Source organism: Xanthobacter tagetidis (assembly GCF_003667445.1).
GTDB classification, from domain to species: domain Bacteria; phylum Pseudomonadota; class Alphaproteobacteria; order Rhizobiales; family Xanthobacteraceae; genus Xanthobacter; species Xanthobacter tagetidis.
This window is the reverse complement of record NZ_RCTF01000010.1, coordinates 35744-55111: the sequence shown is the minus strand read 5'-3', so window position 1 is coordinate 55111 and position 19368 is coordinate 35744. Positions and strand designations below refer to the sequence as shown.

The following is a 19368-nucleotide window of genomic DNA, read 5'->3' as shown; positions in this document are numbered from 1 at the left end:
TTGCCGCAAGAAGACTGGGATGGTTCGCTCTCTGCGGCCACGCCAAAGGTCCCGCGCCAGAGCCAGGGCTTCGCTCCAAACTGGAAGGAGACTGCTCCCCGAGGCTTGATCGTTCATGCCGTCCCCCTCCATCATGCGGGAGATGGTCACGCATCGCAGAGGTAGTGACGAATCGTTGAGCGCGGAGGCCAGAAGGGATGCCCGACGGGATGCTGCTTTTTGCCCTTGTCGGGATGCCGTTTCTCGGGAGCCTTCTCGCCAGCCTGCTGCCGCGGGCGGCGCGCGAATCTGCCGTCCTGATCGCCGCCGCCGTCACGGTGGTCGGCATCGGCATCACCATCCTGTTCTATCCTCAGGTGCAAGAGGGCGCGTCGGTCGCGGCGAAGCTCCCCTGGATTCCGGAGTTCGGCCTGGAGTTCGGCTTCCGGATCGACGGTCTCGCCTGGCTCTTCGCCATCCTGGTGTACGGGATCGGCGGGCTGGTGGTGCTCTATGCGCGCTACTACATCGCCGCCGAGGACCCGGCCCCGCGCTTCATCAGCTTCCTGCTCGCCTTCATGGGCGCGATGCTCGGGGTGGTGCTGGCGGGCAACCTCATCCTGCTCGTGTTCTTCTGGGAGCTGACGAGCCTCTTCTCGTTCCTGCTGATCGGCTACTGGCACCACAATGCGGGTGCGCGCGACGGGGCGCGCATGGCGCTGACCGTCACGGCCGCCGGCGGCATCTGCCTGTTCGTCGGCGCCATCCTGCTCGGGCGCATCGTCGGCAGCTATGACCTCGACGTGGTGCTGGCCTCGGGCGAGGCGATCCGCTCAAGCCCGCTCTTCCTACCGGTGCTGGTGCTCATCCTGCTCGGCGCGCTGACCAAGAGCGCGCAGTTCCCGTTCCATTTCTGGCTGCCCAACGCCATGTCGGCGCCGACCCCGGTGTCGGCCTATCTGCACTCGGCCACCATGGTGAAGGCGGGCGTGTTCCTGCTGGCGCGGCTGTGGCCGGTGATGGCGGGAACCGACGCCTGGTTCTACCTCGTCGTGCCCGCGGGCCTCGCGACCCTGGTGATCGGCGCCTATTTCGCGATCTTCCAGCAGGACCTGAAGGGGCTGCTGGCCTATTCCACCATCAGCCACCTGGGGCTCATCACGCTGCTGCTCGGCCTCGGCAGCCCGCTCGCCGCGGTGGCGGCGGTGTTCCACATCCTCAACCATGCGATCTTCAAGGCCTCGCTGTTCATGGCGGCGGGCATCATCGACCACGAGACCGGAACCCGGGACCTGCGCCGGCTCAGCGGCCTGTGGCGCTACATGCCATTCACCGCATCGCTCGCCATGGTGGCGGCGGCGGCCATGGCCGGGGTGCCGCTGCTCAACGGCTTCCTGTCGAAGGAGATGTTCTTCGCCGAGGCGGTCGCCGACCATACCGGCTCGCTGCTGGACGATTCGCTGCCCTATTTCGCGACGCTGGCCGGCATGTTCTCCGTGGCCTATTCGCTGCGCTTCATCCTCGGCACGTTCTTCGGCCCGCCGCCGACCGACCTGCCGCGCATGCCGCACGAGCCGCCGCGCTGGATGCGCTTCCCCATCGAGCTGCTGGTGGTGATCTGCCTCGTCATCGGCATCATCCCCGGCCGCGCCGTGGGCTGGCTTCTGGCGAGCGCGGCGCAGGCGGTGGTGGGCACCGACCTGCCCTATTACAGCCTCGCCGTCTGGCACGGCTTCAACCTGCCGCTGCTCATGAGCGTGATCGCCATGGCGGGCGGGATCGTCCTCTATCTCGCGCTGCGCGGATATCTGGCGAGCGGCAGCGAGGGGCCGCCGCTGCTCCAGGACCTGAACGCCCAGCGCATCTTCGAGAACGTGATGGTGACGCTGTCCTGGAAGTGGGCGCGCACGCTGGAGCAGATCTTCGGCACACGGCGCCTGCAGCCGCAGCTTCGGCTGCTGGTGATGGTCGCCATCCTGGCCGCATCCGTCCCGGTCCTGGTGCACGGCGCGGCGAGCGTCGGCACGCGCGCGCTCACGCCGGCGACGCCCGCCTTCATCCTCGTCTGGGCGATCGGCATCGCCTGCGCTTTGGGGGCCGCCCATCAGGCGAAGTTCCACCGGCTCGCCGCCTTGGCGCTCACGGGCGGCGCCGGGCTCGTCACCTGCCTCACCTTCCTCTGGCTGTCCGCCCCGGACCTCGCCTTGACCCAGCTTCTGGTGGAAATCGTCACCACGGTGCTGATCCTGCTCGGCCTGCGCTGGCTGCCGAAGCGCATCATCACTCAGGAGGATATGCGGCCCTCCGGCGCCGTCATCGCCCGGCGCTTCCGCGACCTCGCGCTGGCGCTCGCAGTGGGGCTCGGCCTGTCGATGCTGTCTTATGCGGTGATGACGCGGCCCTTGCCCGACACGGTGTCCCGCTTCTTCGTCGAGCGCGCCTATACGGAGGGCGGCGGCACCAACATCGTCAACGTGATCCTGGTCGACTTCCGAGGCTTCGACACGCTGGGCGAGATCACCGTGCTGTGCGTGGTGGCGCTCACCGTGTTCGCCATGCTGCGCCGCTTCCGCCCGGCGCCGGACAGCGTCGAGAGGCCGGAGCAGCAGCGCATCCAGAACGCCTATGACGCGGCGCGGCCCGACCGGGAGGTGGGCGACACGGTCGCCGACTACCTGCTGATCCCGCGCTTCATCATGCAGTGGCTGTTCCCGCCCATCGCCGTGCTCGCGGTCTACCTGTTCATGCGCGGCCACGATCTGCCGGGCGGGGGCTTTGCCGCCGGCATCGTCCTGTCGATCGCCTTCGTGCTGCAATACATGGCCGCGGGCGTGCGCGGCGCGGAGGCGGTGCTGCGCGTGCTGCCGCTGCGCTGGATGGGGCTCGGCCTGCTGACCGCAAGCCTGACCGGGCTCGCCTCGCTGCTGCTCGGCTACCCGTTCCTGACATCCTACGCGCGCTACGTGCACCTGCCGGTGGTGGGCGAGGTGCCGATGGCCTCGGCCCTCATGTTCGACCTCGGCGTGTTCGCGCTGGTGGTCGGCGCGACCGTGCTGATGCTCATCGCGCTCGCCCACCAGTCGCTGCGCGGACCGCGCGAGACGCGCAGCCTGGGAGAGCCGTGATGGAGACCATCCTCGCCATCGGCATCGGCGTGCTCGGCGGAGCCGGCACCTGGCTCCTGCTGCGCCCGCGCACCTACCAAGTCATCATCGGCCTGTCGCTTCTGTCCTATGCGGTCAATCTCTTCATCTTCTCCATGGGGCGGCTGCGGCCGGGCGCCCCGCCGATCCTGGAGAAGGGGGTGGCCGGCGATCCGGCCGCCTTCGCCGACCCGCTGCCGCAGGGGCTGGTGCTGACGGCCATCGTCATCGGCTTCGCCATGACGGCGCTGTTCCTCGTGGTGCTGCTCACCGCGCGTGGACGCACCGGCAGCGACCACGTGGATGGGCTCGGCGACTGATGCAGACTCCCCCCCTCTCATTCCTCGTCGTCCTGCCGGTGCTGCTGCCGCTGATGGCCGGCGCGTTCCTGCTGCTGTTCGACGACCGTCTCCGCACCCTGAAGGTCACGGTGAGCCTCGGGACGATCCTGGCGCTGCTGGCGATGGCGGTGACGCTGCTGGTCGCGACCGACCGACAGGGCGCCATCGTCCAGGCGGTGGGCAACTGGCCGGCGCCATTCGGCATCGTGCTGGTGGCCGACCGGCTCTCGGCCATGATGCTCGTGCTCACCGCGCTGCTCGCCTGCGCCAGCTTCGTGTTCGCGCTCGCGCGCTGGCACCGGGCGGGGCCGCGCTTCTATTCCATCTTCCTGTTCCTGCTGATGGGACTGAACGGCGCGTTCCTGACCGGCGACCTGTTCAACCTGTTCGTGTTCTTCGAGGTGATGCTGGCCGCGTCCTACGGGCTGGTGCTGCATGGCTCCGGCATCGCCCGCGTCAAAGCGGGGCTGCACTACATCCCGATCAATCTCGTCGCGTCCTCGCTGTTCCTGGTGGGCGTGAGCCTGATCTACGGCGTGACCGGAACGCTCAACATGGCCGACCTCGCCGGCCGCATCCCCGCTATCGGCGAGGAGGGCCGCACCCTGTTCGAGGCCGGCGCGGCCATTCTCGCGGTCGCCTTCCTGGTGAAGGCGGCCATGTGGCCGCTGAATTTCTGGCTGCCCACCACCTATTCCGCCGCGAGCGCGCCTGCCGCGGCCATGTTCGCCATGATGACCAAGGTGGGCATCTACGTGATCCTGCGCCTCAGCCTGCTGCTGTTCGGCGCGGATTCGGGGCCGTCCGCGGGCTTCGGGGCGCACTGGCTGCTCTATGGCGGGCTCGCCACCATCGCCTTCGGCACGGTCGGCGTGCTCGCCTCCCAGTCCATGCCGCGGCTGGCCGGCTACAGCGTCCTCGTCTCCTCGGGCACGCTGCTTTCCGCCATCGGCTTCGGCGATGCGGCGATCATCGCCGGCGCGCTCTATTATCTCGCCAGCTCGACGCTGGCGATCTGCGCCTTCTTTCTGCTGATCGAGCTGGTGGAGCGCGGGCGCGCGGCCGGCGCGGACGTGATCGCCGTCTCCATGGAGGTGTTCGGAGACGGGGAGGGGGCCGGGCAGGTCGAGGAGGAGGTGGGCACGGCGCTGCCCATGACCATGGCGGCGCTCGGCGGCGCCTTCTTCATCTGCGCGCTGCTGCTGGCCGGGCTGCCGCCCTTGCCCGGCTTCCTCGCCAAGTTCGCCATGATGTCGGCGCTCATGACCCCGAGCGAGGGGATTTCCGGCAGCGCCTGGGCGCTGATCGCGCTGCTGGCGCTGTCCGGCTTCGCTGCGCTCGTGGCCATGGCGCGCACCGGCATCACCACCTTCTGGGTGCCGATGCAGGCGAGTCTGCCCAGCGTGAAGGCGGTGGAGTTCGCCCCCGTGGCCGGGATTCTCGTCCTGTGCGTCGCCATGACGGTGTTCGGCAGCCCGGTCATGCGCTTCATGACCGAGACCTCACAGGCGCTGCATGCGCCCTCGGCCTATGTGGGCGCTGTGATGCCGGCCCCGCCCGCCGCCGCGGCGCCGGCCGTGCCGGAGGCCGGCCGATGACCCGCCTGCTGCCCCATCCCTTGCTGTTCCTGGCGCTGCTCGCCATGTGGCTGCTGCTGAACCAGAGCGTCTCGCCGGGGCACCTGGTGCTCGGCGCCATCGTCGCGCTGGTCGCGTCGTGGACGCTCTCGGTGTTCCGGATGGAGCGGTCGGGGCTGCGCCGGCCCCAGGCCATGGTGCAACTCGCGCTCCGGGTGCTGGTGGATATCTTCCGCTCCAATCTCGCGGTCGGCACGATCATCCTCACCGGCACCCGCGGAGGCGGGCGGGCGGGGTTCATGACCATCCCGCTGGATCTGCGCAGCCAAGGCGGCCTCGCCATGCTCGCCATCATCCTGACGGCGACGCCCGGCACCTTGTGGATGAACTACGATGCGGCGAAGGGCGAACTGCTGCTGCACGTGCTCGATCTGGTGGACGAGGAGCACTGGACCACTCTGATCAAGCAGCGCTACGAGCGCCTGCTGATGGAGATCTTCGAATGAGCGCTCTTTCGGCCAGCGCCCCCTGGGCGACCCTCCTGCTCGGCGCCGCCCTCACGCTCGCCCAGGTGATGCTGACGGCGGCCATGGCGCTGGCGACGCTGCGCATCCTGCGCGGCCCGCGGGCGCAGGACCGCATCCTCGGTCTCGACACGCTCTATGTGAACACCATGCTGCTGTTCCTGACCCTCGGCATGCGCGAGGGGAGCCAGCATTTCTTCGAGGCGGCCTTGATCGTCGCCCTGCTCGGCTTCGTCGGCACGGTGGCGTTCGCCAAGTTCCTGATGCGCGGCGAGGTGATCGAATGACCGCGGCCCCCGATCTGCCCGCCTGGGCGGCGCTGCTGGTGGCGTTCCTGGTGGTCGCGGGCGCCGCGATCACCCTCATCGGCTCCGCCGGTCTGTGGCGGCTCGACAGCTTCTATGCCCGCGTCCATGCGCCGACGCTCGGCGCGACGCTCGGCACCGGCGGCATCCTGGTCGGCTCGATGGTCTGCTTCAGCGTGCTGGAAAGCCGCTTCGTGCTGCACGAGATCCTGATCGCGGTGTTCATCACGGTGACCACGCCCATCACGCTCATGCTGTTGTCCCGCGCGGCGCTCTATCGCGACCGCGTGGAGGAGAACCCGGAGGTTCCGGCATCGGCGTTTCCCGAGACCGAGCCGCCGTCCGACCCACGCTGAGGCGCGCGCATCGCTTGACCTGTGAGGTTTCGGAGCCTTGATGGGGCCGGGATGGCCACCGGGGGAGCGAAGGCGTTGGGGTCTGCAAGTCAGCGATGGCGCGGTCGGGCATGTGCCTGGCGCGGCGCTATGACGACCGCTCTGCGCTGGTTCGCGCCACCTTCAACGCCGCCGAGCGCCTGAAGCGGAGCGGAGGCAAGGACGCGAAGGGCTGGGCATCGGCGTGTCGGCCGTCCAGCGGGTGGGGGCCGGCAGGTGAGTTTCGCGGCGTGCCCCCGACGCTCTCCGTCCACCGCCCAGCCACCGCCGCGCCTGCACGCTCTTGCTGTGCGCCGGGACACCGGCTCTTGTTGCGGCATTCGCAGGGAGACGAGCACCATGCACGACGAAACCACGAGCAGCCTGTCGCGGGCGCCGGCGCGGCGCGCACCCGAGCTGCGCCGGTCGTGGCTGTTCGTGCCGGGCGGAGATCGCGCGCAGCTGATGGATGCCGCGCAGCTCGGCGCCGACGCGCTGATCCAGGAGCTGGAGGACTTCACGCCGCCGCAGCTGCGCCCTGAGGCGCGCGCCATGGCCGCCGAGGTGTTCGCCGCATGGCGCGGCGCCGGCATCGTCGCCTGCGTCAGGATCAATCCGCTGGAGGGTGACGGCCTTGCCGACCTCGCCGGGGTGATCGAGGGCCGGCCGGATGCGGTCCACCTGCCCAAGGTCGCCGAACCCGCTCATGTGGCGGCGCTCGACGCGGAAATCACGCTTCACGAGCGCCGGCTCGGCCTGCCGCCCGGCGGCATCGAGATCGTGCCCAACATCGAGACCGCCCGCGGCATCATGCAGACCTATGCCATCGCCACCGCCAGCCCGCGCGTGAGCGCGGTGCTGTGCTCCACCGAGGATCTCGCCGAGGACCTTGGCGCGCCGCGCAGCCGTGCCGCCATCGAACTCGCTTATGCACGCCAGCGGCTGCACCTGGAAGCGCGGGCCGCCAAGGTGGTGTCCATCGACTGCCCCTACACATTCGCCGATGCCGCCGGCTGCGAAGCGGATGCGCGCGCCGGCCGCCAGCTCGGCTATGGCGCGAAGAGCGCCGTCGATCCGAGCCACGTGGCGATCATCAACGCGGTGATGACGCCCTCGGCCGCCGATGTCCGGGAAGCCGAGGAGATCGTCCAGGCCTTCGAGGCGGCGCGGGCGGCGGGGAAGGAGCGCGCACGGCGCGGCGACCTGCTCATCGAGGTGCCGTTCTACTTCGCCGCCAAGCGGCTGCTGGCACGCGCGGCAGCATTGGGGCGGTGAAGCCACTTCTGGGGGCGTGCCGGCCGGCGGCTCCCGGGGTAGGTCCCTATCACTGCACAAGCTGCGATAAACGCTCGCTACAGCCGACGCTTCCCGACGTCATGGGCGAAAAAATCCTGTGTTTTTCAAACTTCTCAGACGCCAATCGACGCCCATCGACCGGGAATTCGTGCGGGTGAGGTGATCGAACAATTTCCTTAAATATATTGATATTAATTCGTCGATTTCGGCAGACAATCCAGAAATTCCAAGAATATGCCAACACGAAGATGAGGTGCGCTGCGTGATTTCGGGGGGCGGGACCGAGCGCGCGCTGCCTCCTTTATTGTTCGCCCGCACGCGACGTTCGCTCGAATGCGGTGATGATGTGCTGAACTGGTCACGCCGCATCGCAAATCGTGCAGCACGGGCCGTCAGAGAAGACTAGCCTTTGGTGTCAGAGGTGCCGTCCCCAGTCCGGGACCAGAGCGTCTCCCCTGTGACACCGGCAGTGAGCTTTCTGTTGCGTGCCTACCAATCAAGGTGCGTGCCGCCACGCCAGCGCGAGCCTTCAACATTCCCAGTCCTTCCTCGGCCGTCGCGTCCCTCGGATGCGTGGCGGGTTGACACGCGTCTGTCCCGATGCTTCTATTTGTTAGAATTAAATTCTAATCAATCGAATAAGGGAAACGCCATGCTGGATCGGCCCGCGCCTCAGGCGCCGACTGCCTATGACATGCTGATCGATGGCCGTTGGGTCGGTGCCGCCTCCGGCCGGCGCATGGAAAGCCTTGACCCCTATGCGGGCTCAGCCTGGGCCACGGTGCCGGACGCGGGCGCGCAGGATGTGGCCGCCGCCGTCGGCGCGGCGCGGGCGGCCTTCGATGCCGGGCCGTGGGGCCGCGCCACCGCGCGCGAGCGCGCCGCGCTGCTGCGCCGCCTCGCCGAGCTGATCGCCCGCGATGCCGAGCGCCTCGCCGCCGTGGAGAGCCGCGACAACGGCAAGCTTCTGCGCGAGATGACCGCCCAATGGCGCTACATGCCGGACTGGTTCTTCTACTTCGCGGGCGCCGCCGAGCGGATCGAGGGTACGACGCTCCAGTCCGACCGGCCGAACTTCAGCGCGTTCACCCGCAAGGAGCCGGTGGGCGTGGTGGCCGCCATCACCCCCTGGAACTCGCCCGGCCTGCTGCTCGCCTGGAAGCTCGCCCCCGCGCTCGCCGCGGGCTGCACCTTCATCGTCAAGCCGTCCGAGCACACGCCCGTCTCGGCCATCGAACTCGGCCGGCTGGTGCAAGAGGCAGGCTTTCCCGCCGGCGTATACAATGTCGTCACCGGTGGCCCGGAGGCCGGGCGCGCGCTGGTTTCGGACCGGCGGGTGGACAAGATCGCCTTTACCGGCTCCACGGACGTCGGCAAGGCCATCGCCCGGACGGCCGCGGACAACCTCACCGGCGTCCTGCTGGAACTGGGCGGCAAGTCGCCCAACATCGTGTTCCACGACTGTGATCCCGTCGCCGCCGCCAACGGCGTCATTTCCGGCATCTTCGCCGCCTCGGGCCAGACCTGCATGGCGGGCTCGCGCCTGGTGATCCAGCGCTCCATCATGGATGACGTTCTCGGCCGTGTGATCGAGCGGGCGCGCACCATCAAGCTCGGCGATCCCGGCCTGCCGGAGACCGAGATGGGTCCGGTGGCGACGCCGCAGCAGTTCGCCAAGGTCAACGGCATGATCGAAGCCGCGGTGAAAGAAGGCGCGCGCCTCGCCTGCGGCGGGCCGGAGGCCGGGCCGGGCGGCCTGTTCGTGCCGCCGACGATCCTCGTGGACGTGACGCCGGACATGACCATCGCGCGGGAGGAGGTGTTCGGCCCGGTGCTCTCGGTCATCCCCTTCGACACCGAGGAGGAGGCGATCGCGATCGCCAACGACACCGAGTTCGGACTCGCCGCCGGCATCTGGAGCCTCAACATCCAGCGCGCCCACCGGGTGGCCAACAAGGTGCGCGCCGGAACGGTGTGGCTCAACGCCTACCGGGTGGTGGCCTACAACGCGCCGTTCGGCGGCTACAAGCAGTCCGGCTCCGGCCGCGAGAACGGTGCCGCGGCGGTCGAGGAATATCTCGAGACCAAGACGGTCTGGGTCGAATTGTCCGGCGCCACCCGTGACCCCTTCACCATCGGCTGAGGGGGACGGCATGGCTGCTCCTCATCCCCAACCCCTGCTCGTGCTCGACGATGTCGAGGCGGTCTATGGCGGTTCGATCCTGGCGCTGCGCGGCATCAGCCTGAACGTGCCGGCGAACGGCATCGTCGCCCTGCTGGGCGCCAACGGCGCGGGCAAGACCACGGTTCTGCGGTCCATTTCGGGCTTGCTCTCCTGGCATCGCGGCCGGGTCTCCCGCGGGCGCATCGCCTATGACGGTGCCGACATCGCCGGCCTCGGCGGCGCCGCGCTGGTGCGGCGCGGCATCGCCCAGGTGATGGAGGGCCGGCGCATCTTCGGCGAGCTGACGATCGAAGAGAACCTGCGCATGGGCGCCTTCACCCGTCGCGACGGCGCCGAGACGCGGCGCACGCTCGACCAGGTGCTGGAGCAGTTCCCCATCCTGCGCGAGCGCTTCGCGCAGCCGGCGGGCTATCTCTCCGGCGGCCAGCAGCAGATGCTCGCCATCGGCCGCGCCATGATGGCGCGCCCGCGCCTGCTGCTGCTGGACGAGCCCTCGCTCGGGCTCGCGCCCATCATCGTCAAGCAGATCCGCGAGGTGATCCGCCACATCGCCGCCGGGGGCGTCTCGGTGATGCTGGTGGAGCAGAACGCCGACATGGCGCTTTCGCTCGCCGACTACGGCTACATCCTGGAGAGCGGGCGCATTGCGCTCGAGGGGCCGGGGCCGGTCCTGAAAGAAAACCCGATGATCCGCGAACTCTATCTCGGCATCGTCGGGGCGCAGGAGGCGGAGATTGCCTCCAGCGGGGAGGGCCGGCGATGACGAGCCTCCTCGAAGTGCGCGATCTTTCGGTCTCCTTCGGCGGCGTGAAGGCACTCTCCGGCGTCTCCTTCGACGTGAAGGCGGGAGAGATATTCTCCATCATCGGGCCGAACGGCGCCGGCAAGACCACCATCTTCAATTGCCTGAGCGGCCTCTACCGGCCGACGGCCGGCGCCATCCGGCTCGAGGGGCGCGATCTGGTGGGCCTGCCGCCGAAGGACCTTGCCACCCTCGGCATCGCCCGCACGTTCCAGAATCTCGGCCTGTTCGAGCACCTCACGGTGATGGAGAACGTGCTGCTCGGGCGCCACCATCTGATGGCGACCTCGCTACTCGGCAACGCGCTGCGGCTTCGCTCAACGGTGCGGGAGGAGCGGGAGAACCGCGCCCGAGTCTCCGAGATTCTCGAAATTTTCAGTCTCGCCCGCGAGGCCGACACGCCGATCGGCGTGCTGCCCTACGGCGTGCGCAAGCTGATCGAGATCGCCCGCGCGCTCGCCATGGAGCCGAAGCTGCTGCTGCTCGACGAGCCGGTGGCAGGCATGAACCACGAGGAGACCCACCGCATCAGCGAGGCGATCCTCGACGTCCGCCGCCGCCACGGCACCGGCATGGTGCTGGTGGAGCACGACATGCGGATGGTGATGACCATCTCCGACCGGCTGATGGCCATCGACTTCGGCCAGCACGTGGCCACCGGAACCCCGCACGAGATCCAGAACGATCCGCGCGTCATCGAAGCCTATCTCGGGAGAGCGGCATGAGCGAGCTGATCCAGCTTGTCATCGGCGGCCTGTCCTTGGGCTCCATGTATGCCCTCATCGCGCTGGGCTTCGTGGTGGTCTACAAGTCGACCGGCGTGCTGAATTTCGCGCAGGGCGGCCTGGTCCTGTGCGGCGCCTATTTTTGCTATGCGCTGCGCAACGCATTGGGCCTGCCCTTCGCCCTCGCGGTGCTTCTGGCGGTGCTCGGCACGGCCCTGGTCGCAGTGCTGATCGAGCGGGTCGTCATGCGGCGCATGATCGGCAAGCCGGTGTTCGCCGTCATCATGATCACCTGGGGCCTGCTCATCATCCTGGAGCAGGTGCCAGCGGCCGTGTGGGGCTACGACCTCCTGGCGCTGGGCGATCCCTGGGGCATGGGCATGGCCGGCATCGGCGGCGTGCAGGTCCTCGAAGTGGACTTGTGGACGCTCGGCGTGGGCGCGGCGGTGATGCTCGCCGTCTATTTGTTCTTCGCCCGCTCGCGCTGGGGGCTCGCCATGCGCGCCTCGGCGCTGGACCAGGAGGCGGCCATGGCGCAAGGCGTCTCTCCCGGCCTCGTGTTCGCCCTCGCCTGGGCGATCGCCGGGGTCATCGCCGCGCTCGCCGGGGTGATGCTCTCGGGCGGTGTTCGCGGGCTGAGCCCGGAGCTGTCGCTGATCGCGCTGCGCGCCTTTCCGGCCATTATCCTCGGCGGCATGGATTCGCCCGTGGGGGCCGTGGTGGGCGGCCTCGCCATCGGCGTCGCCGAGGTGCTCACCGCCAGCTACGTCGCCCAGCACGCCCCCTTCCTTGGCCAGAACTTCCACCTGGTGATGCCCTATTTGCTGATGACCGCGTTTCTGCTGGTGCGGCCCTACGGCATGTTCGGCACCAAAGCCGTGGGGAGGGGCTGATGCACGTGCCGATGAACCTCTCCGCGACGTCCGTGGAAGCGCCGCAGGTGGTCGCGGCCTCGGTCTCGCGCCCTCTGGCGCGCCCGCCGGCCAGCATCGGCTGGGGGCTGCTCGCCCTCGCGCTCGGGGCGATCTTCGTCCTGCCCTTCGTGGCGAGCGACTTCTGGCTCTCGATCCTGAACTACGCCGGCATCGCGGCGGTGGGAGCCATCGGCCTCAACCTGCTCACCGGCAACACCGGGCAGGTCTCGCTCGGTCAGCCCTTCTTCATGGGCGTGGGCTGCTATGCGGCGGCGTTCGCCGGCCAGGATCTCGGCCTGCCGCTGCCGGTATGGCTCGCCGCAGCCATGCTCATGGGCGCGCTGGTCGGCGGCCTCGTGGGTCCGTTCGCGCTGCGGTTGCGCGGCCAGTATCTGGTGATTGTCACCCTCGGCCTGGTGCTGATCGGCCTCCATCTGTGGCAGAACCTGCCCTGGCTCACCGGCGGGGCGAACGGGCGTTCCGTCCTCATTGCCGCCAGGCTCGGGCCGATCGACTTCTCGGCACTGTCCGTGTTCGGCACGACGCTGGCGCGCAACCAGGGCTGGTTCATCCTGATCTGGCTGTGCGCGCTCGGCGCCGGCATCTGCGTGCTCAATATCCTCAACTCGCGCTCGGGGCGGGCGCTCATGGCCATCCGCGACCGCGAGATGACGGCCTCGGTGATCGGCATCAGCGTGTCGCGCACCAAGATCCTCGCCTTCGTAGTCTCCAGCATGCTGGCGGCAGCGGGCGGCGCGCTCTATGGCGGCTATGTGCGCTATGCGGCGCCCACCGAGTGGGACCTTCTGCTGGGCGTGCAGTACCTCGCCATGATCGTGGTCGGCGGCACCGGCTCGGTGCTGGGCTCGGTGCTGGGCGCGCTGTTCGTGACGCTGATGCCGCAGGTGGTGAAGCTTGCGAGCCCCTACCTGCCCTTCGTTTCCTTCACGCCGGGAGACGGCGGCATCGTCAGCCTGTTCGCGCTCAACCAGATCCTGTTCGGGCTGTTCATCATCGCCTTCCTCATGTTTGCCCCGCGCGGGCTTGCGGGCCTCGTGCCGCGCCGCCGCGGGAGGCCGCCGACGCCAAAGCCCTGAAGGCTTCGACGCCGCTCGAAGACACCAAAAGAGATAACTGGAGGAGACCCCCATGGCCAAGATATCGGCCCAGATCTGCCGCCTCGCCGCCTGCGCCGGACTGTTCGCGGCGACGCTCTCGGCCGCGCCAGCAGCGGCCCAGGGCGAGCTGAAGCCGGTCAACGGCTTCGACGGCAAGACCATCCGCCTCGGACTGATCCAGCCTCTCACCGGGCCCGCCGCCGTGCTCGGCCAGCCGGTGGTGGCCGGCGCCCGCACCTGGTTCGACTACATCAACAAGGAGAAGGGCGGCATCGCGGGCAAGTACAAGGTCGAGCTGGTGGTCGAGGACCACATGAACCAGCAGGCGCCCACGGTCCAGGCCTACAACAAGATCAAGAACGATGTGGTCATGGTGGCCCAGTTGTTCGGCACCCACACGACGCTCGCCGTGCTGCCGCAGGTGAACGACGACAAGATGCTGGTCGGTGCCGGGGGCTACGACTACGTCTTCTTCAAGGAGCGCCAGCTCCTCGCCGTGGGCGCGCCCTATCAGATCATGGCGGTGAACGCGCTTGCCGAGCTCTGGAACAACCAGGGCTACAAGGACAAGACGGTCTGCGCGCTGATCCGCGACGATCCCTATGGCGCCGCCGGACTTGAGGGCGTCGAGTTCGCGTCCAAGAAGCTCGGATTCAAGGTCGCCGCGGTGGTGCGCTTCTCGATGGCCGATCAGGACTTCAGCGGCCAGATGGCGCAATTGAAGGCCGCAGGCTGCCAGCTGGTCTATGTCACGACCATTCCGCCCCAGTTCGTGCGCATGGTGGGCAACGCGGTGCGCGTGAACTTCGCGCCGCTGTGGCTCGGCCAGTTTCCCACCTGGTCCGGCGTCCTGGTGGACAATCCGGCCTATGACTACATGGCCAAGAACCTGATGATCGCCTCGGAAGGTCCGGAATGGGGCGACATGAGCGTGCCCGGCATGGCGCGCATGGTGGAACTGCAGAAGAAATACGCCCCCGAGGCCAAGCCCGATTTCTTCTTCACCATCGGCTACAAGTCCGCCCAGGCGGCGACCGCGGTGCTGGAAGCGGCGGTGAAGGCCGGCGACCTCTCCCAGCAGGGGCTGGCAAAGGCCTATGAAGGCATCGGCGCCATGTCGTTCGGCGGCCTCACCGGCGATCATGTCTATGGTAGCCCTGACCAGCGCCGGCCGCCGCTCACCTCCAGCCTCTTCAAGGTGAACAAGGCCAAGCCGTACGGCCTCGAAGCGGTGCGCACCAACTTCACCTCCGATCTCGCCGCACAGTACGTCGACGCCCACAAATAGGCCGGCCATCGACCATGGCGGGGAGGGCGCGCGTCCTCCCCGCCCGCCACGGGACCGAAGACAGGACAGAAAGATGATCGCGAATTTCTTCATGCCCACTCGCCTCGTCCACGGCCCGGGCGCCCTCAGCCGGATCGGCGAATTGGCGCGCGGCCTCGGCATGGCACGGCCGCTGGTGGTGTCGGACCCCGCCATCGCCGCGACCGCCTTCTACCGCGATGCGCTGGCGACGCTGCGCGCCGCCGGGCTCGATGTCGCGACGTTCGAGGGCTGCGGGATCGATGCGCGTCTTGCCCATGTGGACGGCGAGGCGGCGCGCGTGCGCAGCGAGGGCCGCGACGGTGTCATCGCCATCGGCGGGGGCTCGGTGATCTGCACCGCCAAGGGCATCGCCATCGTGGCGCCCAACGGCACGACGTTCGCGGACATGACCGGCGTCGCCAACTTCCGCAACAAGGCGCTGCCCATGATCATGGCGCCCACCACCGCGGGCTCGGGATCCGAAGTCTCCCAGTTCACGCTGGTCAAGGACGAGGCGAGCCACCGCAAGCTGGTGGGCGGCGGCCCGCTGAGCTTCCCGGACGTGGCGATCCTCGATCCGGTGACGCTCGCGACCCTGCCGCCGCGTGCCGCCGCGGGCTCGGCGGTGGATGCGCTGACCCATGCGGTGGAAGCGCTGTTCTCCTTCCTCGCCACGCCGCTCACGGATGCGCTGGCGCTGGAATCGGTCCGGCTCCAGGCCGGCAGCATGCGCCGGTCCATCCTTTCCGATGACGAGCGCGCGCGGGCCGACAATCTGCTGGCCTCCTCCATGGCCAATATGGCGTGCGGCAACGCCCGGCTCGGCCTCGCGCACACGCTCTCCCTGCCTTTGGAGGCGATCCTCGATTTGCCGCACACCATCGGCGTCGGGGTGCTGATCCCGCGCGTCGTGGCCTTCAACGCGCCAGTGGCGCCGGAGAAGGCGCGCGCGCTTGCGCTTGCTCTCGGGGCGGCGCCTGCGGACGACCTGCGGGGCACCGTGGCGGCGATCCGCGACGCCTTCTTCCGCCTGTTCGAGGATGTGGGCACGCCCACCGCGTTCACGCAGGAGCAGCTTCCACAGGCGCGGATTGCCGAGATGGCGGCAGCTGCCATCCCCGGCCTCTATGGCGGCGCCATGCCGGAGGGCGAGGTGCGCGACGGCCATGTGGTCCACCAGCCCGGCGTGCGCCGCGCCACGGTCGCCGAAGCGCGCGCCCTCTACGCGCAGTGCTATGCCTGAGGAGCGGTCACGATGAAGATCGAGAACACCTTCCGCGTCGACCTGCCGCCGGACGAGGCCTGGCGCGTGCTGCTGGACATCCCGGCGCTGGTGCCCTGCATGCCGGGTGCGGAACTGATCGCAGTTGAGGGCGAGCGGACCTATCGCGGGCAGATGAAGCTCAAGCTCGGTCCGGTGGCGGTGGCGTTCCAGGGACGGGCCGAGGTCGTCGAGATCGACGAGGACGGCCGAAGTGTGCGCGCCAGGGCGAGCGGCACCGAGACCAAGGGGCGCGGCAACGCCTCCGCAGATGTCGCCTTTCGCCTGGCACCGGAAGGGGCGGGATCACGGGTGGACGTGACCACCGACGTGAACCTCGCCGGCGCGGTCGCCCAGTATGGCCGCGCCCAGGGCGTGATTGCCGGCGTCGCCCAGGTTCTGGTGGACCAGTTCGCCGCCAACCTCGCCGCGCGCCTCGCGGCCGAGCGGCGTGCCGCCGCTGCGCCGAATGAGGGCCGATCGGCGGCGGTGCCGTCGGCACCTCAAGCCCAAGGCCTCTCCGTCCTGGCCCTTCTCGTCGCCTATATCCGCGGCCGCCTTGCGCGGCTGGTGCAGAGGAACGCGTCATGACCGCCGACACCGACCTGCTGAAGCTCATCAACCCCGCTTTGGTGGAGGCCGCGGCGTCAGGCCCGCGCCTGCTCGGCGGCGCATGCCGCGCCTGCGGCGCCCGCAGCTTCCCGCGCGCTGCCGTCTGCACCGATTGCCTGTCCATTGATGTCGAGACCTTGGCGCTCCCGTCTGAGGGCCGGCTCTACTCCTATTCCGTGGTGCACCAGGCCCCGAAGGGGTGGGATGTGCCCTACGTGCTCGGCTATGTGGACCTGCCCGATGGGCTGCGGGTGCTGGCCCATATCGCCGCGCCGCCGGCGGCCATCGCCATCGACCAGCAGGTGCGCCTCGCGCTCGGCGTGGTCGGCACCGATGCGGCGGGCGCGCCGCTCTCCACCTACACCTTCGTTCCCGCCTGAGGAGGCTCCCATGACGTCCAACGCTCTGCGCGAGGTGCGCGTGGTCGGCACCGGGCTCATCCCGTTCGGCAAGTTTCCCGACCAGACGCTGGCGGAGATCGCCTGGCCGGCGGTGCGCGAGGCGATCCTCGAATCGGGCGTGAAGCCGAAGGAGATCGGCGGCGTGTTCTGCGGCACCGCGCTCGGCGGCATGCTGGCCGGCCAGCGCATCATGAAGACGCTCGGCATCTCCGGCATGCCCATCATCAACGTGGAGAACGCCTGTTCGTCCTCTTCCTCGGCGCTGTCGCTGGGCTGGCTTTCGGTGGCCAGCGGCCAGCACGACGTTGTGGTGGTCGTGGGCGCGGAGAAGCTGACCAAGTTCGGCGGCGGCACGCTTCCTTTGGAGCGCGAGGACTGGGAGGTGAACCAGGGCATGGTGATGCCCGCCCTCTACGCCATGCGCGCGCGCCGCTACATGCACGAATACGGCCTCACCGAGACCCAGCTCGCCGAGGTCGCCGTGAAGGCCCACGAGCACGGCGCGCTCAACCCCAACGCCCAGATCAAGAAGCGCGTCTCGCTCGACGAGGTCATGGCGGCGCGCCCCGTCACCGAGCCGTTCACGCTCTGGCATTGCTGCCCGACCGGTGACGGCGCGGCCGCGGTGGTGCTCGCCAGCGCCGACGTGGCACGGCGGCTCGAGGGGAAAGACGTGCGCATCGCTGCATCGGAAGTGACCTCGGGCCTCTATACCGACCATTTCCGCGACATGACGTGGCCGGAGCTGACCGCTCGCGGCGCCAGAGGCGCTTTCGAGATGGCGGGGATCGGGCCGGAAGACGTTGACGTGGCCGAGATCCACGACGCTTTCACCATCGCCGAACTGATGTACTACGAGGCATTCGGCTTCTGCGGGCGCGGCGAGGCCTACGGGCTACTCAAGAGCGGTGCGACTTCGCTCGGCGGATCGATACCGGTGAACCCGTCGGGCGGCCTGTTGTCGCGCGGCCATCCCATCGGCGCCACCGGTGTCGCCCAGGCGGTGGAGGTGACGCGCCAGCTGGAAGGCCGCGCCGGCGCGCATCAGGTGGAGGGGGCGAAGGTGGGTGTCACCCATGCCACCGGAGGCGGCATCGCTGGGCTCGACCACGGCGCCTGTTCGATCCACGTGTTCGCGCGATGAAACCCGCACCATTCGACTATTACGCGCCGACGAGCCTCGCGGAGGCTGCCGGCCTGCTGGCGCGGCTCGACAACGCCAAGCTCATCGCCGGGGGACAGTCCCTCGGCCCGATGATGAACTTCCGCTATGTCATTGCCGACCATCTGGTTGACCTCGGCGGGATCCCGGAGATCGCGGGCATCGCGCTCGCCGGCGAAACGCTGCGCATCGGCGCCACGACGCCGCAGCGCGAACTGGAATTCTCGGACGTGGTCGCGCAGCGCTGCCCGCTGCTGAAGGCGGCGCTCAAGCACGTGGGGCATCGCCAGACCCGCAATCGCGGCACCTTCGGCGGCAGCGTCGCGCATTTCGACCCGGCCTCCGAGCAGCCCATGATGTGCGCCGCCCACGACGCGGTGATCGAGATCGCCTCCGTGCGCGGGACACGACGGGTGCCGTTCGCGGAATTCGGCGTCGACTTCATGACCACGGCGCTGGAGCCGGACGAGATCCTCGCTGCCATCGAACTGCCACTCTGGCCGCAGGGGCACGGCTGGGGTTTCCACGAATTCGCCCGGCGCCACGGCGATTTTGCCATTGTCGCCGCCGCGGCGCTGCTGGCGCTCGGGCCGGACGGGCGGATCGCCCGTGCCTCGCTGACGCTCGCCGGCGTCGCCGTCGTGCCGCTGCGCCTGCGCGAGGCCGAGGCCGCGCTGATCGGCCATGCGCCCGAGATGGCGCCGATCGAGGCGGCCGCCGACCTCGCGGGGGCCATCGCGCCTCTCGCCGACATCCATGCCAGCGCCGACTATCGGCGCCATCTGGCCCGCATTCTGACCGGGCGCGCGCTTGCCGACGCCGCCGCGCGCGCCGCGGGGAGGAGCGTCCCATGATTGCCAAGCGAAACATCAGCGTCGAGGTGAACGGCGCGTTGCGCCAGGCCGAGGTCGAGCCGCGCCTGACGCTCGCGGACTTCCTGCGCCACACGCTCGACCTCACCGGAACCCACGTGGGCTGCGAGCACGGCGTGTGCGGCGCCTGCACGGTGCTCGTCGACGGGCGGTCGGCGCGCTCCTGCCTCACCTTCGCGGTGCAGGTGGATGGGCGCGCCGTCACCACCATCGAGGGCCTCGGGCCGGGAGCGGGCGGGCTCGGCGTGCTGCAGGAGGCGTTCCAGCGCCACCACGCGCTTCAGTGCGGCTTCTGCACCCCCGGAATGCTGACGACGCTCACCGAGCTGCTGAACGACAATCCCGATCCCACCGAGGACGAGGTGCGTGAGGTCATCACCGGCAATCTGTGCCGCTGCACCGGCTATGCCGGCATCGTCGCCGCCGCTCTCGACGCGGCGCGGCGCCTGCGCGAAGGGGAGGCCTGAG

At 69.1% G+C, this 19368-nt stretch carries 19 protein-coding genes; all 19 read left to right on the top strand.

Annotated features, from left to right (window positions below):
• Positions 1-197: 197 nt before the first annotated feature.
• The 19 genes from D9R14_RS13245 to D9R14_RS13155 all read left to right on the top strand — a co-directional run bounded on the left by D9R14_RS13245 (position 198) and on the right by D9R14_RS13155 (position 19367).
• Positions 198-3104 carry a monovalent cation/H+ antiporter subunit A gene (locus tag D9R14_RS13245; RefSeq protein WP_121623808.1) on the top strand — a complete coding sequence of 969 codons (2907 nt, stop codon included), beginning with the start codon at positions 198-200 and terminating at the stop codon, positions 3102-3104.
• The gene (locus tag D9R14_RS13240) at positions 3104-3442 is read left to right on the top strand and encodes a Na+/H+ antiporter subunit C (protein WP_121623807.1); all 339 of its coding nucleotides are present in this window, start codon (positions 3104-3106) and stop codon (positions 3440-3442) included. The genes D9R14_RS13245 and D9R14_RS13240 overlap by 1 nt, the downstream gene beginning before the upstream one ends.
• Positions 3442-5061, top strand: a complete 1620-nt coding sequence (locus tag D9R14_RS13235) for a monovalent cation/H+ antiporter subunit D (RefSeq protein ID WP_121623806.1) — start codon at positions 3442-3444, stop codon at positions 5059-5061. Before D9R14_RS13240 ends, D9R14_RS13235 begins: the two co-directional genes overlap by 1 nt.
• A complete protein-coding gene (locus tag D9R14_RS13230; RefSeq protein ID WP_121623805.1) occupies positions 5058-5546 on the top strand; it encodes a Na+/H+ antiporter subunit E in 489 nt (162 codons plus the stop codon). The genes D9R14_RS13235 and D9R14_RS13230 overlap by 4 nt, the downstream gene beginning before the upstream one ends.
• Positions 5543-5851 carry a K+/H+ antiporter subunit F gene (locus D9R14_RS13225; protein WP_121623804.1) on the top strand — a complete coding sequence of 103 codons (309 nt, stop codon included), beginning with the start codon at positions 5543-5545 and terminating at the stop codon, positions 5849-5851. The genes D9R14_RS13230 and D9R14_RS13225 overlap by 4 nt, the downstream gene beginning before the upstream one ends.
• On the top strand, positions 5848-6225 hold the full coding sequence (mnhG, locus tag D9R14_RS13220; RefSeq protein ID WP_121623803.1) for a monovalent cation/H(+) antiporter subunit G: 378 nt from the start codon (positions 5848-5850) through the stop codon (positions 6223-6225). The genes D9R14_RS13225 and mnhG overlap by 4 nt, the downstream gene beginning before the upstream one ends.
• 378 nt (positions 6226-6603) lie before the next feature.
• Positions 6604-7518, top strand: a complete 915-nt coding sequence (locus D9R14_RS13215; protein ID WP_121623802.1) for an HpcH/HpaI aldolase/citrate lyase family protein — start codon at positions 6604-6606, stop codon at positions 7516-7518.
• Between the two features lie 673 nt (positions 7519-8191).
• Positions 8192-9682, top strand: coding sequence for an aldehyde dehydrogenase (locus tag D9R14_RS13210; RefSeq protein ID WP_121623801.1), 1491 nt, complete (start codon positions 8192-8194; stop codon positions 9680-9682).
• A 10-nt stretch (positions 9683-9692) separates the two neighbouring features.
• Positions 9693-10487 (top strand): ABC transporter ATP-binding protein, encoded by a 795-nt coding sequence (locus D9R14_RS13205; protein ID WP_121623800.1) that lies wholly within the window; start codon positions 9693-9695, stop codon positions 10485-10487.
• The gene (locus tag D9R14_RS13200; RefSeq protein WP_121623799.1) at positions 10484-11251 is read left to right on the top strand and encodes an ABC transporter ATP-binding protein; all 768 of its coding nucleotides are present in this window, start codon (positions 10484-10486) and stop codon (positions 11249-11251) included. The genes D9R14_RS13205 and D9R14_RS13200 overlap by 4 nt, the downstream gene beginning before the upstream one ends.
• Positions 11248-12144, top strand: coding sequence for a branched-chain amino acid ABC transporter permease (locus D9R14_RS13195; protein WP_121623798.1), 897 nt, complete (start codon positions 11248-11250; stop codon positions 12142-12144). The genes D9R14_RS13200 and D9R14_RS13195 overlap by 4 nt, the downstream gene beginning before the upstream one ends.
• Complete coding sequence (locus D9R14_RS13190) at positions 12144-13262, top strand: branched-chain amino acid ABC transporter permease (protein WP_121623797.1); 1119 nt, start codon at positions 12144-12146, stop codon at positions 13260-13262. Before D9R14_RS13195 ends, D9R14_RS13190 begins: the two co-directional genes overlap by 1 nt.
• Before the next feature lie 52 nt (positions 13263-13314).
• The gene (locus D9R14_RS13185) at positions 13315-14571 is read left to right on the top strand and encodes an ABC transporter substrate-binding protein (protein ID WP_121623796.1); all 1257 of its coding nucleotides are present in this window, start codon (positions 13315-13317) and stop codon (positions 14569-14571) included.
• A 73-nt stretch (positions 14572-14644) separates the two neighbouring features.
• Entirely contained in the window at positions 14645-15835 is a 1191-nt protein-coding gene (locus D9R14_RS13180) for an iron-containing alcohol dehydrogenase (protein ID WP_121623795.1), read from the top strand.
• A 12-nt stretch (positions 15836-15847) separates the two neighbouring features.
• Positions 15848-16444, top strand: coding sequence for an SRPBCC family protein (locus tag D9R14_RS13175; protein WP_121623794.1), 597 nt, complete (start codon positions 15848-15850; stop codon positions 16442-16444).
• Positions 16441-16845: a Zn-ribbon domain-containing OB-fold protein gene (locus D9R14_RS13170; RefSeq protein WP_121623793.1), complete on the top strand. Its 405-nt coding sequence runs from the start codon at positions 16441-16443 to the stop codon at positions 16843-16845. Before D9R14_RS13175 ends, D9R14_RS13170 begins: the two co-directional genes overlap by 4 nt.
• Before the next feature lie 10 nt (positions 16846-16855).
• Positions 16856-18010: a thiolase family protein gene (locus D9R14_RS13165; protein ID WP_210210848.1), complete on the top strand. Its 1155-nt coding sequence runs from the start codon at positions 16856-16858 to the stop codon at positions 18008-18010.
• A complete protein-coding gene (locus D9R14_RS13160; RefSeq protein WP_121623792.1) occupies positions 18007-18882 on the top strand; it encodes an FAD binding domain-containing protein in 876 nt (291 codons plus the stop codon). The genes D9R14_RS13165 and D9R14_RS13160 overlap by 4 nt, the downstream gene beginning before the upstream one ends.
• Positions 18879-19367, top strand: coding sequence for a (2Fe-2S)-binding protein (locus D9R14_RS13155; RefSeq protein ID WP_121623791.1), 489 nt, complete (start codon positions 18879-18881; stop codon positions 19365-19367). Before D9R14_RS13160 ends, D9R14_RS13155 begins: the two co-directional genes overlap by 4 nt.
• The last annotated feature ends 1 nt before the right edge of the window (position 19368 follow it).

Bases quoted from the DNA above. Each gene is read 5' to 3' on its own strand.
- mnhG (WP_121623803.1), top strand. From the start codon at position 5,848: ATGACCGCGGCCCCCGATCTGCCCGCCTGGGCGGCGCTGCTGGTGGCG.
- D9R14_RS13180 (WP_121623795.1), top strand. From the start codon at position 14,645: ATGATCGCGAATTTCTTCATGCCCACTCGCCTCGTCCACGGCCCGGGC.
- D9R14_RS13160 (WP_121623792.1), top strand. From the start codon at position 18,007: ATGAAACCCGCACCATTCGACTATTACGCGCCGACGAGCCTCGCGGAG.
- D9R14_RS13190 (WP_121623797.1), top strand. From the start codon at position 12,144: ATGCACGTGCCGATGAACCTCTCCGCGACGTCCGTGGAAGCGCCGCAG.
- D9R14_RS13230 (WP_121623805.1), top strand. From the start codon at position 5,058: ATGACCCGCCTGCTGCCCCATCCCTTGCTGTTCCTGGCGCTGCTCGCC.
- D9R14_RS13205 (WP_121623800.1), top strand. From the start codon at position 9,693: ATGGCTGCTCCTCATCCCCAACCCCTGCTCGTGCTCGACGATGTCGAG.
- D9R14_RS13225 (WP_121623804.1), top strand. From the start codon at position 5,543: ATGAGCGCTCTTTCGGCCAGCGCCCCCTGGGCGACCCTCCTGCTCGGC.
- D9R14_RS13210 (WP_121623801.1), top strand. From the start codon at position 8,192: ATGCTGGATCGGCCCGCGCCTCAGGCGCCGACTGCCTATGACATGCTG.
- D9R14_RS13155 (WP_121623791.1), top strand. From the start codon at position 18,879: ATGATTGCCAAGCGAAACATCAGCGTCGAGGTGAACGGCGCGTTGCGC.
- D9R14_RS13170 (WP_121623793.1), top strand. From the start codon at position 16,441: ATGACCGCCGACACCGACCTGCTGAAGCTCATCAACCCCGCTTTGGTG.
- D9R14_RS13240 (WP_121623807.1), top strand. From the start codon at position 3,104: ATGGAGACCATCCTCGCCATCGGCATCGGCGTGCTCGGCGGAGCCGGC.
- D9R14_RS13185 (WP_121623796.1), top strand. From the start codon at position 13,315: ATGGCCAAGATATCGGCCCAGATCTGCCGCCTCGCCGCCTGCGCCGGA.
- D9R14_RS13215 (WP_121623802.1), top strand. From the start codon at position 6,604: ATGCACGACGAAACCACGAGCAGCCTGTCGCGGGCGCCGGCGCGGCGC.
- D9R14_RS13245 (WP_121623808.1), top strand. From the start codon at position 198: ATGCCCGACGGGATGCTGCTTTTTGCCCTTGTCGGGATGCCGTTTCTC.
- D9R14_RS13195 (WP_121623798.1), top strand. From the start codon at position 11,248: ATGAGCGAGCTGATCCAGCTTGTCATCGGCGGCCTGTCCTTGGGCTCC.
- D9R14_RS13175 (WP_121623794.1), top strand. From the start codon at position 15,848: ATGAAGATCGAGAACACCTTCCGCGTCGACCTGCCGCCGGACGAGGCC.
- D9R14_RS13165 (WP_210210848.1), top strand. From the start codon at position 16,856: ATGACGTCCAACGCTCTGCGCGAGGTGCGCGTGGTCGGCACCGGGCTC.
- D9R14_RS13200 (WP_121623799.1), top strand. From the start codon at position 10,484: ATGACGAGCCTCCTCGAAGTGCGCGATCTTTCGGTCTCCTTCGGCGGC.
- D9R14_RS13235 (WP_121623806.1), top strand. From the start codon at position 3,442: ATGCAGACTCCCCCCCTCTCATTCCTCGTCGTCCTGCCGGTGCTGCTG.